At 71.7% G+C, this 15873-nt stretch carries 11 protein-coding genes and 2 tRNA genes; 10 read left to right on the forward strand and 3 right to left on the reverse strand.

What is annotated here, in order from left to right; translation table 11 throughout:
• Nucleotides 1–19 precede the first annotated feature (19 nt).
• Entirely contained in the window at nt 20–547 is a 528-nt protein-coding gene (locus SMA5143A_RS05895) for a DUF309 domain-containing protein (protein ID WP_107461854.1), read from the reverse strand.
• 100 nt (nt 548–647) lie between these two features.
• On the opposite strand from SMA5143A_RS05895, the gene SMA5143A_RS05900 reads away from it, so the two are divergent.
• A tRNA-Pro gene (locus SMA5143A_RS05900) sits at nt 648–721 on the forward strand.
• Nucleotides 722–852: 131 nt separating this feature from the next.
• On the opposite strand, the gene dhaK is transcribed toward SMA5143A_RS05900, so the two are convergent.
• The gene (gene dhaK, locus SMA5143A_RS05905) at nt 853–1857 is read right to left on the reverse strand and encodes a dihydroxyacetone kinase subunit DhaK (RefSeq protein WP_107461855.1); all 1005 of its coding nucleotides are present in this window, start codon (nt 1855–1857) and stop codon (nt 853–855) included.
• Between the two features lie 308 nt (nt 1858–2165).
• Here dhaK and SMA5143A_RS05910 point away from each other — a divergent pair, with 308 nt between their 5' ends.
• From SMA5143A_RS05910 to SMA5143A_RS05925, 4 genes are all read left to right on the forward strand, one after another.
• Entirely contained in the window at nt 2166–3014 is an 849-nt protein-coding gene (locus SMA5143A_RS05910) for an MIP/aquaporin family protein (RefSeq protein ID WP_107461856.1), read from the forward strand.
• Nucleotides 3015–3088: 74 nt separating this feature from the next.
• The gene (gene glpK / locus SMA5143A_RS05915; RefSeq protein ID WP_107461857.1) at nt 3089–4606 is read left to right on the forward strand and encodes a glycerol kinase GlpK; all 1518 of its coding nucleotides are present in this window, start codon (nt 3089–3091) and stop codon (nt 4604–4606) included.
• Nucleotides 4607–4697: 91 nt separating this feature from the next.
• Nucleotides 4698–6410 carry a glycerol-3-phosphate dehydrogenase/oxidase gene (locus SMA5143A_RS05920; RefSeq protein WP_107461858.1) on the forward strand — a complete coding sequence of 571 codons (1713 nt, stop codon included), beginning with the start codon at nt 4698–4700 and terminating at the stop codon, nt 6408–6410.
• Between the two features lie 265 nt (nt 6411–6675).
• Nucleotides 6676–8727, forward strand: a complete 2052-nt coding sequence (locus SMA5143A_RS05925) for an ABC transporter ATP-binding protein (protein WP_258193423.1) — start codon at nt 6676–6678, stop codon at nt 8725–8727.
• Here SMA5143A_RS05925 and SMA5143A_RS05930 read toward each other — a convergent pair.
• Nucleotides 8715–10583, reverse strand: coding sequence for a helix-turn-helix domain-containing protein (locus SMA5143A_RS05930; protein ID WP_375136462.1), 1869 nt, complete (start codon nt 10581–10583; stop codon nt 8715–8717). The two genes, SMA5143A_RS05925 and SMA5143A_RS05930, sit on opposite strands and share 13 nt — an antisense overlap.
• A 199-nt stretch (nt 10584–10782) precedes the next feature.
• Between SMA5143A_RS05930 and SMA5143A_RS05935 the strand changes: the two genes are divergently transcribed.
• The 5 genes from SMA5143A_RS05935 (at nt 10783) to SMA5143A_RS05955 (ending at nt 15858) form a co-directional block, all read left to right on the forward strand.
• A complete protein-coding gene (locus tag SMA5143A_RS05935) occupies nt 10783–12540 on the forward strand; it encodes an FAD-dependent oxidoreductase (protein ID WP_107461860.1) in 1758 nt (585 codons plus the stop codon).
• Between the two features lie 126 nt (nt 12541–12666).
• The gene (locus tag SMA5143A_RS05940) at nt 12667–13632 is read left to right on the forward strand and encodes a dioxygenase family protein (RefSeq protein ID WP_107461861.1); all 966 of its coding nucleotides are present in this window, start codon (nt 12667–12669) and stop codon (nt 13630–13632) included.
• A gap of 26 nt (nt 13633–13658) precedes the next feature.
• Nucleotides 13659–14696, forward strand: coding sequence for a maleylacetate reductase (locus SMA5143A_RS05945; RefSeq protein WP_107461906.1), 1038 nt, complete (start codon nt 13659–13661; stop codon nt 14694–14696).
• A gap of 39 nt (nt 14697–14735) precedes the next feature.
• A complete protein-coding gene (locus tag SMA5143A_RS05950) occupies nt 14736–15647 on the forward strand; it encodes a YceI family protein (protein ID WP_107461862.1) in 912 nt (303 codons plus the stop codon).
• Between the two features lie 137 nt (nt 15648–15784).
• A tRNA-Pro gene (locus SMA5143A_RS05955) sits at nt 15785–15858 on the forward strand.
• The last annotated feature ends 15 nt before the right edge of the window (nt 15859–15873 follow it).

Genomic DNA, 15873 nt, shown 5'->3' on the forward strand with positions numbered 1-15873 from the left:
CCGTCGTGCTCCCTGCCGGTCACCGGGGCCCGTCCCCTCCCAGACGCGGTGCCCAGCCCTCCGCGTCCACCGGACGCGCCGCACCCTCCACGACCCCGGCCAGCTCACGGGCCCAGGTCGCCACATGTGCCAGGTCGATGCCGTACGGCCGCGCCCGGCCCTCGGTCGCCGCCCACTCCTCGACCGCGCCGGCCCCGCGTCGCAGCAGCCGGGCGCCGCCCGTCGCGTTGCCGCGCGCCGAGTGCGTGAGCCCGACGGCGAGCTGGGCCAGCCCCCGCCACAGGGCGCGCTCCTCCTCCGGCCCCGACTTCCACGCGTCCTCGAAGACCTCGTGCGCGTGGAACGGCTTCCCCGCGTCCAGCAGCGCCTGCGCCTCCGCGACGGTCTCCTCCGGCCCCCGTACGACTCCCTCCGGCTGCCGCTCCACACCGTCCGCCCCGTACGGCAACGGCCGCCCCAGCCCGTCCCGCGGCCGCGCGTTCCGCGCGCGGCCCTCCGTGTCCCGGTCCCGCCGCCGTGCCGTCCCGCCGTCCGATGTCGCGTCCATGCCTTGATTGTCACTCGCCCCTCACCGGCCGCGGAGCACCGGCCGACGTACGGTAAAGTTCTCTCTGCGCGATCACGCGGTTCCACCGCGGACAGCGCACCGGGACGTGGCGCAGCTTGGTAGCGCACTTGACTGGGGGTCAAGGGGTCGCAGGTTCAAATCCTGTCGTCCCGACTTTACGAAGTCGCCGGTCAGGGGCCGTTTCAGAGCAGATCTGAGGCGGCCCCTCGGTCATTCTCGACAACCGCCCCCGGACCGGCTCATCGCCTCGACCGGGTCCGGCCGGTCCTACCGCCGGCATCGGGTCAGCGGCCCCAGCGCAGCGCGGCGGTCTGCACGGGCGCGTCCCACAGCCGCAGCGTTTCCGCGTCGGCCCGGCACAGGGTCACCGAACAGCCCGCCATGTCCAGCGACGTGACGTAGTTGCCCACGAGCGTGCGCGCCACCGCCACGCCCCGGGCCTCCAGCAGCCGGGCCACCTCGGCGTGGAACCCGTACAGCTCCAGCAGCGGCGTCGCTCCCATCCCGTTGACCAGGGCCAGTACCGGCCCGTCGGCCGGAGCCACCTGCCCCAGCTCCTCGAGTACGGCGTCCACCGCGACCTCCGCGATCTCTCGGGCAGGCATCATCGCGCGCCGCTCCCGGCCCGGCTCGCCGTGGATCCCGACCCCGAGCTCCAGCTCCCCGTCCGGCAGGTCGAAGGTCGGGCCGCCTTTCGCGGGAGTGGTGCAGGCGCTGAGCGCCACGCCGAAACTGCGCGAGGACTCGTTGACGCGCCGGGCGATCGCGGCCACCTGCTCCAGCGGTGCGCCCTCCTCGGCGGCCGCCCCGGCGATCTTCTCCACGAACAGGGTCGCCCCGGTGCCCCGCCGCCCGGCCGTGTAAGTGCTGTCGGTGACGGCGACGTCGTCGTCGACCAGGACCCGCTCGACCCGGACGCCGTCCTCCTCGGCGAGTTCGGCGGCCATCTGGAAGTTCAGCACGTCCCCGGTGTAGTTCTTGACGACGAACAGCACGCCCTGCCCGGCCTCGACGGCGCTCGCCGCGCGCAGCATCTGGTCCGGGACGGGCGAGGTGAACACCTCCCCGGGACACGCGGCCGACAGCATCCCGTACCCGACGAACCCGGCATGCAGCGGCTCGTGCCCGGAGCCTCCGCCGGACACCAGCCCGACCCGCCCGCCCTCCCGCGCGTCTCGCCGTACGACCACCTGCCGCTCCACGTCCACGTTCAGCTCCGGGTGGGCGGCGGCCAACCCCCGCAGTGCATCGGCGACCACGCTCTCCGGACTGTTGATCAGCATTTTCATGGGACCTCCCGGGTGGAACCGGCGGCCGAGCCTGTGCCCGGTGTCCTCACGGGGCTCAGGCATCGCCCGTGACAGGCGGGCGCATTCGCGATCGCACGCCCCACGAACAGTGTGCCGTCACTCCCTGGACATCCGCGATGGGTACGCGCCTCGGCCCGCCTATCCGGGCGGGCGCGGCCAGTTCGGCCCACAGGGCGGCGTCGGACAGCTTCACCTCGCGCGCATGGCGATGGCCGGTCCTACAATGATCTCTGGAGTACTCGGGGCAGTCGACGGCCGGTCTTCGGGCTGGCGGGAAGCGAGCACCCATGGCTGAGCGGCTCAAAAGATCAGGGCTGGTCGGCGAGCTTTCGGCAGAATTCGCCGGCACCATGATCCTCATCCTCTTCGGATGCGGCGTGGTGGCTCAGGTAGTCGCCGGCGGGGCTCTCACGGACCCGGCGGGCGGCCTGGGAAACCACGACAGCATCGCCTGGGCCTGGGGCCTCGGCGTCACCCTGGGCGTCTACGTCGCGGCGAGGCTGAGCGGTGCTCACCTCAACCCCGCGGTGACCGTCGCGCTGGCGACGTTCAAGGGCTTCCCGTGGAGCAAAGTGGCTCCCTACGCGCTGGCCCAGACAGCCGGCGCCTTCGTGGCAGCCCTGCTCGTCCGGTGGAACTACACCGAGGCGCTGGCAAAGGCGGATCCCACCCACACGATCAAGACGCAGGGCGTCTTCTCCACGCTGCCCGCCAACGGCAACACGAACCTGCCGGTCAGCGACTGGGGCGCGTTCCGCGACCAGATCATCGGCACCGCGATCCTGCTGCTGCTGATCCTCGCGGTCACGGACCTGCTCAACACGCCCCCCGGCGCCAACCTGGCGCCGTTCATCGTCGGCCTGATCGTGGTGGGCATCGGCATGGCCTGGGGAACCAACGCGGGTTACGCGATCAACCCGGCACGTGACTTCGGTCCCAGGCTGGCCAGCTTCTTCACCGGGTACGGCGGAGCGTGGCGAGATCAGTACGGGCACCTCTACTTCTGGGTGCCGATCGTCGGTCCGCTGATCGGAGGTCTGCTGGGAGCGGGCCTGTACAAGTTCTTCATCGGCCGGTTCCTGCCGACCGCCGAGCCGGAGCCCCCCGGACGGGTGCCGGCCCCGGACGAAAGCTGACACGAGAGCTGACCGGCTCCCGGGGCTGCCGTCATCCGGCTGCCCCGGGAGAGCCCAAGGAGAGGCGGCATCCCATGGCGGACTTCGTCGGCGCGGTGGACCAAGGGACCACCAGCACCCGTTTCATGATCTTCGACCATGCCGGCAACGAGGTGGCGAGGCACCAGCTGGAGCACTCACAGATCCTCCCGCGCTCGGGGTGGGTCGAACACGACCCGGTGGAGATCTGGGAGCGCACCAACTCGGTGATCCAGAACGCGCTCCGGCACGGAAACCTCTCGCCGGAGGACCTGGCGGCCATCGGTATCACCAACCAGCGGGAGACGACCGTCGTCTGGGACCCGCGCAACGGCCGCCCCTACTACAACGCCATCGTCTGGCAGGACACCCGTACCGACTCCATCGCGGCAGCGCTGGACCGCTCGGGCCAGGGCGACGTCATCCGCCGCAAGGCAGGACTGCCGCCGGCCACGTACTTCTCCGGCGGCAAGATCCAGTGGATCCTGGAGAACGTCGACGGAGTCCGCGAGGCGGCCGAGCAGGGCCATGCCCTGTTCGGCAACACCGACTGCTGGGTGCTGTGGAACCTCACCGGCGGCCCCGACGGCGGCGTCCACGCCACCGACGTGACCAATGCCAGCCGCACCATGCTGATGGACCTGGAGACCCTCGACTGGGACGACGAACTGCTGGGCTTCTTCGGCGTTCCCCGGGCGATGCTGCCCACCATCAACCCGTCCTCCCACGCGGAGGCGTTCGGACGGACCCGTACGTCCCGGCCGCTGCGGGCAGCCATCCCCATCACCGGTGTGCTCGGCGACCAGCAGGCAGCCACCGTCGGGCAGGTCTGCTACGCGCCCGGCGAAGCCAAGAACACCTACGGCACCGGCAACTTCCTGGTGCTCAACACCGGCACGGAACTGGTGCGTTCCCAGCACGGCCTCCTGACCACCGTGGCGTACCAGTTCGGCGACAGCCCGGCGATCTACGCACTCGAGGGCTCCATCGCCGTCACCGGCTCCGCGGTGCAATGGCTGCGCGACCAGATGAAGATCATCAATGACGCCGCAGAGAGCGAACGCCTGGCGCTCACCGTCGAGGACAACGGCGGGATCTACTTCGTCCCCGCCTTCTCCGGCCTGTTCGCCCCGTACTGGCGTTCCGACGCACGCGGCGCGATCGTCGGCCTCGCCCGGTACAACGACAACGGCCACCTGGCGCGGGCCACCCTGGAATCCATCTGCTACCAGAGCCGCGACGTGGTGGAAGCCATGGAGCAGGACTCCGGCGTCCACCTCGACGTGCTCAAGGTCGACGGCGGCGTGACGGCCAACGACCTGTGCATGCAGATCCAGGCCGACGTCCTCGGCGTCCCGGTCAGCCGCCCGGTCGTCGCCGAGACCACCGCGCTCGGCGCCGCCTACGCCGCCGGTCTGGCCACCGGCTTCTGGCGGGACACGGACGAACTGCGCACCCACTGGCAGGAGTCCAAGCGCTGGGAACCCCAGTGGTCCGAGGAACAGCGCGAGGAAGGATACGCGGGCTGGAAGAAGGCGGTGGAGCGCACGCTCGACTGGGCCAAGGTCGAATAGGTTCCGGCCGGGAGCGACCCGACGGAACCCAACGGGCCGCCCAAGCCGCGGGCACCGCCCACATCCGCACCCGCTGCACGAGGAGGAGACCATGGCGAACCCGGTGGCTCTCTCGCCCGGGGCACGCGCGGAGGCACTCGTCCGGCTGGGCGAGGGTGAGCTCGACGTCCTCGTCGTCGGGGGCGGCGTCGTCGGCGCCGGAGCGGCCCTGGACGCCGCCACCCGGGGCCTGCGAGTCGGCCTGGTCGAAGCCCGGGACTGGGCCTCGGGCACGTCCAGCCGCTCCAGCAAGCTCATCCACGGCGGCCTGCGCTACCTGGAGATGCTGGACTTCCGGCTCGTCGCCGAAGCTCTGAAGGAGCGCGGACTCCTGCTTCGGTTCCTGGCCCCTCATCTGGTGCGTCCGGTGCCGTTCCTCTACCCCCTGCGACACCGGATCCGGGAGCGTCCCTACGTCGGCGCCGGCGTGCTGCTGTACGACGCCATGGCCGCGGCCTCCGGTACCTCCAGCGGTCTGCCCCACCACCGCCACCTGCTCAAACGCCGGGCGCTGCACGAGGCGCCCGCGCTGCGCCCCGACGCCCTGGTCGGAGCCATCCAGTACTGGGACGCGCAGGTCGACGACGCCCGGCACACCATGTTCCTCGCCCGCACGGCCGTCGCCTACGGAGCGCTGGCCGCCAACCGCACCCGTGTCAGCCGCTTCCTGCGGCAGGGCGAGCGGGTGGTGGGAGCCGCTGTCACGGATCTGGAGACCGGCGACGAGACAGAGGTGCGAGCCAAGCAGGTCATCAACGCGACCGGCGTGTGGACCGACGACACCCAGGCCCTCGCCGGCACGCGCGGCCAGTTCCACGTCCGCGCCTCCAAGGGCGTACACCTGTTGGTCCCCCGTGACCGGATCAACTCCCGCACCGGGCTGATCCTCCGGACCGAGAAGAGCGTGCTGTTCGTCATCCCCTGGGGACGACACTGGATCATCGGGACCACCGACACCGACTGGACACTCGACAAGGCCCATCCCGCCCTCAGCTCCAAGGACGTCACCTACCTGCTGGAACACGTCAACAGCGTCCTGGCCACACCTTTGGTTCCGGAGGACGTCGAAGGCGTCTACGCCGGTCTGCGTCCCCTCCTGTCCGGCGAGGCCGCGGAAACCAGCAAACTGTCACGGGAGCACCTGGTCGCCCACCCGGTACCCGGTCTCGTCGTGGTGGCCGGCGGCAAGTACACGACCTATCGGGTGATGGCCAAGGACGCGGTCGACGAGGCGGCCCGCGGTCTGGACGAGAAGGTGCCCGACTGCGTCACACAACGCGTTCCGCTGCTCGGCGCCGACGGCTATCCGGCCCTCTGGAACTCCCGCCACAACCTCGCCGAGCGCTCCGGGCTGCATGTCGCCCGCATCGAGCACCTGTTGAACCGCTACGGCTCCCTGGTGCACGAGTTGCTCGCCATGGTCGCGGCCGACTCCTCGCTCGGCGAGCCGTTGCCGAGCTCCGACGACTACCTGCGGGTCGAGGCCGTCTACGCGGTGACCCATGAGGGCGCCCGCCACCTGGAGGACGTGCTCGCCCGACGTACCCGGATCTCCATCGAGTCCTGGGACCGTGGCGTGGACGCGGCGCGGACCGTCGCGGAACTGATGGCGCCCCACCTGGGGTGGGACCAGGCGCACCGGGACCGTGAGGTCGACCACTACCTGAAGCGGGTGGCCGCCGAACGCGAGGCCCAGCAGCAGCCGGACGACCAGACCGCCGACGCGGTACGGCTCGGCGCCCCTGACATCATCCCGGTGCTCTGAGGGCCCCACCCTCACGTGATCCGCACTCCGGGCCCGCCGAATACGGCGGGCCCGCTGCTCGTTTTGCCGCCGCGAACGGTATGGCCGGAATGAATCGCACCCGCGTGCGGCCTGTCGCCGACAGGGGAAAAGGCTTGGACCCCGTGCGTCCCGGCACGGGAGACTGCGGTTCCTGCCCTGTTTGTACGCGTATGGCGCCGCCGTTCAGGCAGGGCATTCCCCCAAGAGGCTCGTGGCGGACCGCCACACGACACACAGGGGCGGGATGGGATCACCTGAATCACGCACAGCAATGCCGGGCAAGGGCCCGGTCCTCCTCGCACTTCGCTATTACGGACGGGAACTGGTCCGGCTGCGGCTGCTGGCCGTCCCCGGCATGCTCCTGCCGGCCGTCGGCAACATCGGTATCTACTACGTCGCACCGCTGGTCGTCGCGAAACTCGTCGGCCGTATCGCCGACGACCCCGAGGTCACCGTCGGCTCGACGCTGCCCTACATCCTCGGCTTCGCGGGCGTCCTGCTGTTCGCCGAGGCGATCTGGCGCGTCGGCCTGCACTGTCAGAACCGTCTCGACGCCCTCGGCATCGAGCGCCTGTACGTCATCGGCATGGACGAACTGTTCGCCAAGGACGCCGCGTTCTTCCATGACAACTTCGCCGGTTCGCTGACCAAGCGGGTCCTGAGCTTCGCGTCCCGCTTCGAGCAGTTCGTCGACACCCTGACCTTCTCGGTCCTCGGCAACTTCGTTCCGTTGCTGTTCGGGGCCGTCGTCCTGTGGCGGTACCAACCGCTGCTCGTCGTCGGGCTCCTGGTGATGATCGGGCTGACCGCGGTCTGCGTGGCGCCCCTCGTCCGCCGCCGTCAGGCGCTCGTGGGCCTGCGCGAAGAGGCCATCGCCCGGGTGTCCGGCCATGTCGCCGACAGCCTGACGAACATGGACACGGTCCGCGCGTTCGCCGCGGAGGAGCGGGAGGCCGCGGAGCACCGGTCCCGGGTCGCCGAGTCCCGCCGGCTCTCCCTGCGGTCGTGGGACTACGGCAACCTCCGCATCGACACCCTGGTCGCCCCGCTGTCCGTGCTGACCAACGTGCTGGGCCTGGTGCTCGCCATCGCCCTCGGCGCGAGAGGGAGCGGCGTCGAGGCGGTCGTCGTCGCCTTCACCTACTACACCAACGCGACGCGGATCATGTTCGAGTTCAACCAGATCTACCGTCGTATGGAGAGCGCGATGACGGAGGCCGCGCAATTCACCGACCTGCTGCGCGACCCGCCGACCGTGCTCGATCCGGCGGAGCCGGAGCCCCTGCGGCCCGGCCCCGCCGATGTGCGCTTCGACAAGGTGACCTTCGCCCACGCGGGCGCCGGACCACTCTTCCGTGGCCTCGACCTGACGGTGCCCAGCGGGACCAAGGTCGGTCTCGTGGGCCGGTCCGGCGGCGGCAAGACGACACTCTCCCGGCTTCTGCTGCGCATGAACGACATCGATGCCGGGCGCATCCTCATCGGCGGCCAGGACATCAGCCGGTTGCGCCAGGCCGACCTGCGCAGCCTCATCGCTTACGTGCCGCAGGACCCGGCGATGTTCCACCGCACCCTGCGGGACAACATCGCGTTCGCCCGGCCGGACGCCACCGAGGCCGAGATCCGGCGGGCGGCGGAGGCCGCCCACGTCACGGAGTTCGCCGACGCCCTGCCGGACGGCTTCGAGACGCTGGTGGGGGAGCGCGGCATCAAACTGTCCGGCGGGCAGCGCCAGCGGGTCGCGCTCGCCAGGGCGATCCTGCGCGACGCCCCGATCCTGCTGCTCGACGAGGCGACCAGCGCCCTCGACTCCGAGAGCGAACTCCTCGTGCAGGAGGCGTTGTGGCGGCTCATGGAGGGCCGTACGGCGCTCGTCGTCGCCCACCGGCTGAGCACGGTCGCCGGCATGGACCAACTCGTCGTCCTCGACCACGGCCGGATCATCGAACAGGGCACGCACCAGGAACTGCTCACCCGCGACGGCGCCTACGCCAAGCTGTGGCAGCACCAGTCGGGCGGCTTCCTCGACGACAGCGCCACGGACGACGGATCCACGGACGACGCCGCCACGGACGCCCTCGCGGACAGCAGTTCCACCGACAACAAGCCTACGGATCTCTACATCGGTCCCACCGACCTCGAACCCGCCGACCTCGAACCTACCGACCTCGAACCCGCCGACCTCGAACCCACCGACATCGACAGCCCTGATCAACCGTCCACTGAGGAGACCTCCCCCGAGGAGACCTCCGCCCAGGACCGGCCCGCCGATCCGCTGGGCGTTCAGCCCCGGTAGCCCCGTAGCTTCCGGTACAGCGTGGCGCGGGCGATGCCCAGGGCCACCGCCGTACGGGCCTTGTTGCCGCCGTGACGGTGCAGGGCGTCCAGGATGGCGGCGCGCTCGGCCTGCTCCATCGGGCTGAGCCGCCGGGCGGCGGGGCCCTCCCGCACCGGGTCCGGCAGCTCGGCCCGCCGGACGGGTCCCGTCGCCCGGCGCTGCTCCGTCAACGCCCGCACCAGGTGCACCAGTTCGGTGATGTTGCCGGGCCACGGGTGCTGCTCCAGCGCGCGCAGCGCGTCCAGCGACCAGGTGAGCGGCGGCTCCCCCGGCGCGGGCCTGGGGGTGAGGGAGTCGAGCAAGTGTCTGATGTCCGCGGGGCGTTCGCGCAGCGCGGGCAGGGTGACCGAGCGCGCGGCCAGGCTGTCCAGCAACCGTTGGAGACAGGGGCCGGGCGGGGGACCCGGGGTGTACGTCACCAGCAGGGGCGCGAGAGGAGGCGCTTCGAGCAGCGAGTTGAGGGCCGCCACATCGTGCTGGGTCAGACGCTCGGCGTGCCGGACGAGGACCGCCCGGCCACCCGACCACGCGTCCAACGCCGCGTGGACCGCACCCTCCGCCGCGTCCGCCGTCAGCAGCGGCTCCCCGGCCGGCTCCCCGGCCAGTCCGCCCGCCAGTCCGCCCGCCAGTTCGCGGGCCAGGGACGCCTTCCCGGTGCCGCGTTCCCCGACGAGCAGCAGCGGCTCCGACGACGACCGCGCCAGCTCTGTCGCCCGGTCGACCGCGTGCCGCCAGGCGACCGAGCGCGCGGCCACCCCCGTGTCGCCACCGCCAGCACTGCCACTGTGCCCGTCCGCCGCCTTGACGCCCCGCTCGTCCACCCCGGCGGCCGTCCGCCCCACCGGCTCCAACACGGCGATCACACCGATCACCGAGCCCAGGTGCGTCACCGGGGTGAGGGTCGCCGAACACTTCGCCCCCTCCGGCAACGGCACGGCCGCGAAGGCCGCACCTCCCACCGCGGCGACCGCGCCGCGCTCCAGCGCCTCCAGCCCCTCCGGTGACAGCAGCCGCCCCGCGGCCTCGCTGACCAGCCGGCTGCGTCCGTCCAGGGCGACGACCGCCCGCCCCGCCACCGGGCGCCCGCGCCCACCGCGCCCCTGACCCGCCTCACCGTCCCGGCCGTGACGCCCCGCGCCCCGCACCGCCGCCAAGTACGCGTCCAGCAGCACCCGTTCCGCTCCCTGTGACCGCGCGAGGAGTTCCGCCTCGACGGCGTCGGCGGCGGCCTCGGCGAGGGCGGCGCCCGGATGCGGTCCGCACTCCGCGCAGAGCGTGGAGGCCACGGTCACCGTGCCCAGGGGGCGCCCCGTGTCGGGGGCCAGCACCGGCACGCTGACCGCGGACACGTCCTGCCAGAGGTCGAGGAAGTGCTCGGGCCCGTGCACCTCCGCCCGCCGGAGCGTGCTCAGGGCGCGGGCCGCACTGTTCACCCCGACGGTCTGCTCGGAGAGGTCGAAGCGGCAGAGGTCGTCCCGTCCGCCGCCGGTCGCCCACAGCACCCGTAGTCGCTCGTCGGTGAGGAGGAGGGCCGCCTGTTCCGTGCCGAGGGCGGGGGCGATCCGTTCGAGGACCGGCCGGGCCGCCGCCAGCAGGGCCGACCCCTCCGGCCGTACGGGAGACGGCGCCGGGTCGGGGACCGGGTCCCGCGTGTCGTGTCGTACGCCGAAGAACCGGGCGCGCTTCCACGCGGCGACGACCTCTTCCGGTACGTCGTCCGGCAGTTGCCGCCCCAGCAGGAACAACTCCCGGGCCCTGCGCAGCGAGGTGAGGGTGGGGCGGACGGAGACGGAGGGCTGCTCTGTGGTGGTCACGACACCGCTCACCGTACCGGCACAGGTTGAATGAGCAACAAGCGCCCCGTTTCCGTACTCCGTGCCGTGGGCAGCCCGATACGGGCGTCCAACTGCCCCGTGTGCCGAAGTGTCTCGTATTGAGACACCCATGCTCCCGCGCCCCCGTCCATGATCTTCGACGGTCGGTGCCTGTTCTCATGCCCCTGGAGCGTTCCCCGTGCACACCGTCGAGCCCGATGTCGTGACCGACGTACTGATCGTGGGCAGTGGCCCCGCCGGCGCCTCCGCCGCGCTCGCGCTGAGCACGTACGGCGTGCCGAACATCGTCGTCACCCGCTACGCCCGCCTCGCCGACACGCCCCGCGCGCACATCACCAACCAGCGCACCATGGAGGTCCTGAGGGACCTCGGCGTCGAGGACGAGGTCGTCGCGAAGGCCACCCCGCAGCACCTGATGGGCGACACGACCTTCTGCACCAGTCTCGCCGGCGAGGAGCTGGGCCGGGTCCGCTCCTGGGGCAACGACCCGCTCGTGCAGGCCGCGCACGACCTCGCCAGCCCCACCCGTATGTGCGACATGCCGCAGCACCTGATGGAGCCGGTCCTGATCGACGCCGCGGTCGCCCGCGGCACCAACCTGCGCTTCAGCACCGTCTACAAGTCCTTCGTCCAGGACGCCGACGGCGTCACCGTCACCGTCGAGGACCGGCTGCGCGGTGACGAGTACACGATCCGCGCCAAGTACCTGATCGGCGCCGACGGCGGCCGCTCCCAGGTCGCCGAGGACGCCGGGCTGCCCATGGGCGGCCAGATGGGCGTGGCCGGCAGCATCAACATCGTCTTCGACGCGGACCTCACGAAGTACACCGCGCACCGGCCCTCCACCCTGTACTGGGTGCTCGCCCCGGGCGCCACCGTCGGCGGCATCGGCGCGGGCCTCGTGCGCTGCGTCCGCCCCTGGAACGAGTGGCTGATCGTATGGGGGTACGACGTCACCGCGGGCGCCCCCGACCTCACCACCGAGTACGCCGAGAGCGTCGTCCGCAAGCTGATCGGCGACGACGAGATCCCGGTGACCGTCAAGTCGTCCTCGGCGTGGACGGTCAACGAGATGTACGCGGAGACGTACTCCGCCGGCCGGGTCTTCTGCGCCGGCGACGCCACGCACCGGCATCCGCCGTCCAACGGCCTCGGCTCCAACACCTCCATCCAGGACTCCTACAACCTGGCCTGGAAGCTCAAGCTCGTCCTCGACGGCACGGCCTCCCCTCGACTGCTGGACACCTACACCGCCGAGCGCGCCCCGATCGGCCGGCAGATCGTCACCCGCGCCAACAAGTCCATCGGCGAGACCGCGCCCGTCTTCGAGGCGCTCGACGGGCTCTCCCCGCAGACCCCGGAACAGCTGTGGGCCAACATCGCCGCCCGCAAGGACGCCACCGAGGCCGCCGAGAAGCAGCGGGCGCGGCTGCGCGAGGCCATCGCGTTCAAGGTGTACGAGTTCAACGCGCACGGCGTCGACCTCAACCAGCGCTACACCTCGGAGGCGATCGTCCCCGACGGCACGCCCGACCCCGGTTTCGACCGCGACCCCGAGCTGTACCACCAGCCCACCACCCGCCCCGGCGCCAGGCTCCCGCACGCCTGGCTCACCTCCGGCACCCGCACCCTCTCCACGCTCGACACCGTCGGTCAGGGCCGCTTCACCCTGATCACCGGCATCGGCGGCGACCACTGGACGCGGGCGGCCGAGGCACAGGACCCGGCGATCACCACCGTCGTCATCGGCCCCGGCCGCCAGTACGAGGACCCGTACGGCGACTGGGCCCGGCTGAGCGAGACGGCCGACGGGGGAGCCCTGCTCGTCCGCCCCGACGGGTACGTGGCCTTCCGGCACGCCACGGCCGCCGCGTCGGCCGAGGACGCGGAGCGTTTGCTGTCGGCGGCGTTGCGACGGATCCTCGGACATGCCTGACGGGAAGGATGCCGGGACATGAGCACCGACACGAGCACCGACATGAGCACCGATACGAGTACCGACATGAGCACCGATACGAGTACCGATACCAGGACCGACACGAGGACTGGCACGAGTGCCGGCATGAGCGACGCGTTCACGACCCGGATCACCGAAGCGGTCGTCGACAGCATGGACGGCACGCCCGACCCCCGGCTGCGCGAGCTGCTCGCCGCCCTCACCCGCCACCTGCACGCCTTCGTCCGCGAGACCGGGCCGACCATGGCGGAGTGGGAGCGGGCCGTCGCCTTCCTCACCGCGACCGGACAGGCCTGCACCGCCACCCGGCAGGAGTTCGTGCTGCTCTCGGACGTGCTGGGCGTCTCCATGCTCGTGGAGACGATCAACAGCGAGCGCGGCGCGGGGGACCGGGACGGCGCGGACGGGAGTCGCGGCCGAAGCGCCGAGGCCGGTGCCGTGACCGAGTCGACCGTCCTCGGACCCTTCCACATGACCGAGTCCCCGGCCCGTGCGCTCGGCGCCGACATCGACCTCGTCGGTGGCGGGGAGCCGTGCGTGATCAGCGGGCGTGTGCTGTCCCGCGACGGCACCCCGCTGCCCGGCGCGGTCCTCGACGTGTGGCAGGCGAACGCCGAGGGCTTCTACGACGTGCAGCAGCCGGACGTGCAGCCGCCCGGCAACGGGCGCGGACTGTTCACGACGGACGACGAGGGCCGCTTCTGGTTCCGCACCTGTGTGCCGAGCCCGTACCCGATCCCGACGGACGGCCCGGTCGGCGCGCTCCTGAAGGCCACGGCCCGCCACCCCTACCGCCCGGCCCACATCCACTTCATCGGCTCGGCCGAGGGGCACCGGACGGTCACCACGCACATCTTCGTGGCGGGCAGCGACCACCTCGACTCGGACGCGGTGTTCGCGGTCAAGGAGAGCCTCGTCCAGGACTTCACCGCGACCGACGACCCAGAACTGGCGGGGGAGTTCGGCGTTCCGAACCCGTTCCGGCACGCCCGTTTCGACCTCGTGCTCGACACCCTCGACACGCCCGACACGCCCGACACGCCCGACACGCCCGACCGGGAGGAGGCGTGAGGGAGTTCGTCCACGAGTCCCCGCCCATGCGGGTCGTGCTCCGCGCCGGCGCCTCGGCGACCGCCGTGCCGGGCGAGGCCGAACGCCTCGGCCTGCGACGGCTGTTGGTGGTGTCCGGCCCGCGCGGCGCGGAGACGGCCGGTGCCGTCGCGGACTCCCTCGGCGACGCCTGCGCCGGGCTGCACACCGAGGCCCGTATGCATGTGCCCGTCGAGGTCGCCGAACGGGCCGTCGAGGTGGCGCGCGCCGCCGGGGCCGACGGGTGTGTCGCCGTCGGCGGCGGCTCCGCGATCGGCCTGGGCAAGGCCATCGCGCTGCGCACCGGCCTGCCGCTGATCGCGGTGCCGTCGACGTACTCGGGCTCGGAGATGACCCCCGTCTGGGGGCTGACCGAGCACGGTGCCAAACGCACCGGCCGCGACCCGTCCGTCCTGCCCCGCAGTGTCGTCTACGACCCCGAACTGACCCTCTCCCTCCCCGTGCCGCTGACCGTGACCAGCGGCATCAACGCGGTCGCCCACGCGGCGGAGGCCCTCTACGCGCCGGACGCCACGCCGCTGGTGTCGCTGACGGCGGCGGAGGGTGCCCGGGCCATGACGCGCGCGCTGCTCGAACTGGCGGCCGATCCAAAGGACCCCGACGCCCGGGGTCGCGCGCTCTACGGCGCCTGGCTGTGCGGTGCCGCGCTCGGCGCGACCACGATGGGCCTGCACCACAAGCTCTGCCATGTCCTCGGCGGCACCTTCGGCCTGCCGCACGCCGAGACCCACACGGTCGTCCTCCCGTACGCGCTGGCCCACAACGCCCCCGCGGCCCCCGAGGCCCTCGCGGCACTCGGCCGGGCCCTGGACACCGACGACGCCCCGTACGCCCTGTGGGAGCTGTCAGGACGCCTGGGCGCCCCGCGCTCCCTCGCCGAACTCGGTCTGCGGGAAGTCGACTTGGCGGTCGCCGCGTCCCAGGTGGCGGGGCAGGCGTACGCCAACCCGCGCGAGGTCACCGAGGCGGGCGTCCTGGACGTACTGCGAGCGGCGTACGCGGGGGACCGACCCTCACCCACCTGACCCGACCGACCGCACATCGAGAACTGAAAGGTGAACAGCATGCCCCTCGGACTGCTCCGGCGGCGATCCTCCCAAGCCACCCGGGGAGCCGCGGGCCTGACGCTTCCGGTCCCGCCCGGTGCGGGTGCCCTCGTCCGTGAGGTCCTGGACCCGGTGAACCAGCCCATGGGCGCGGCCGAGGTGACGGTGACGGAACTCCGCAGCCACCGGGTCGCGGCCCGCGGCACCACCGACCCGTACGGCTACTTCATGGCCGTCCTGCCACCGGGCGCGTACAGCCTGCTGATCGTGGCCGAGGGGCTCGAACCCCACCGGGAGTCGGTGGAGATCGTCCCGGACGCCGGCCCGGCCCCGGAACGCGTCTGGCTGCGCTCGGCCCGCCAGCTGGAACTCCCCGTCCCCGGCACCTGGCTCTTCGACCCGCCGCACACCGCGATCCGTTTCATCGCCAAGCACGTCGGCATGGCCCACGTCCACGGCCGCTTCGAACGCTTCGAGGGCGGACTCCAGGTCGCCCAGGACGTCACCGAGTCCCGCGTCCACGTCCGCATCGACGCGTCCAGCATCAACACCGGCAACAACACCCGGGACACGCACCTGCGTTCGGCCGACTTCCTCGACGTCGAGCGCTTCCCCCACATCGACTTCACCAGCCACCGCTTCGCCTACCGGGGCGGCAGCAAGTGGACGCTCCAGGGCACCCTCACGATGCACGGCGTCAGCCGTTCCGTCGCCCTCGACACGACGTATCTGGGCACCGTCAACGGCGGCTACGGCGAGGAACTCCGCTGCGCCGCCCTCGCCAAGGCCGAACTGCACCGCGAGGACTACACCCTCAACTGGCGCACGATGCTCGCCCGCGGCATAGCCGTCGTCGGCCCCACGGTCCAACTGGAACTCGACGTCCAGGCGATGTACCGCACCCACGACACGCCCACGCCGCCGGAGTAGGGCGCCGAGCGTTTCCGGGCCGTCTTCGGTACGGCCCGGTGCAACCCCTCCGTCTGCTGCGGGGTATGTAGGGTAGGGTTTACCTGCGCGTTCACACGGAGCACGAGTCGGTAATGCGGGCACCGTGGAGGTCGCGACGGGACGTGGCGCAGCTTGGTAGCGCACTTGACTGGGGGTCAAGGGGTCGCAGGTTCAAATCCTGTCGTCCCGACTCGAAAGAGTCGTA

The sequence above is a fragment of the Streptomyces sp. MA5143a genome, assembly GCF_900290235.1.
Taxonomy (GTDB): Bacteria; Actinomycetota; Actinomycetes; order Streptomycetales; family Streptomycetaceae; genus Streptomyces.

What these genes read in the sequence shown, in the direction of transcription:
- SMA5143A_RS05895 (WP_107461854.1), bottom strand. Translation starts at nt 547, where the DNA reads ATGGACGCGACATCGGACGGCGGGACGGCACGGCGGCGGGACCGGGAC.
- dhaK (WP_107461855.1), bottom strand. Translation starts at nt 1,857, where the DNA reads ATGAAAATGCTGATCAACAGTCCGGAGAGCGTGGTCGCCGATGCACTG.
- SMA5143A_RS05910 (WP_107461856.1), top strand. Translation starts at nt 2,166, where the DNA reads ATGGCTGAGCGGCTCAAAAGATCAGGGCTGGTCGGCGAGCTTTCGGCA.
- glpK (WP_107461857.1), top strand. Translation starts at nt 3,089, where the DNA reads ATGGCGGACTTCGTCGGCGCGGTGGACCAAGGGACCACCAGCACCCGT.
- SMA5143A_RS05920 (WP_107461858.1), top strand. Translation starts at nt 4,698, where the DNA reads ATGGCGAACCCGGTGGCTCTCTCGCCCGGGGCACGCGCGGAGGCACTC.
- SMA5143A_RS05925 (WP_258193423.1), top strand. Translation starts at nt 6,676, where the DNA reads ATGGGATCACCTGAATCACGCACAGCAATGCCGGGCAAGGGCCCGGTC.
- SMA5143A_RS05940 (WP_107461861.1), top strand. Translation starts at nt 12,667, where the DNA reads ATGAGCGACGCGTTCACGACCCGGATCACCGAAGCGGTCGTCGACAGC.
- SMA5143A_RS05945 (WP_107461906.1), top strand. Translation starts at nt 13,659, where the DNA reads ATGCGGGTCGTGCTCCGCGCCGGCGCCTCGGCGACCGCCGTGCCGGGC.
- SMA5143A_RS05950 (WP_107461862.1), top strand. Translation starts at nt 14,736, where the DNA reads ATGCCCCTCGGACTGCTCCGGCGGCGATCCTCCCAAGCCACCCGGGGA.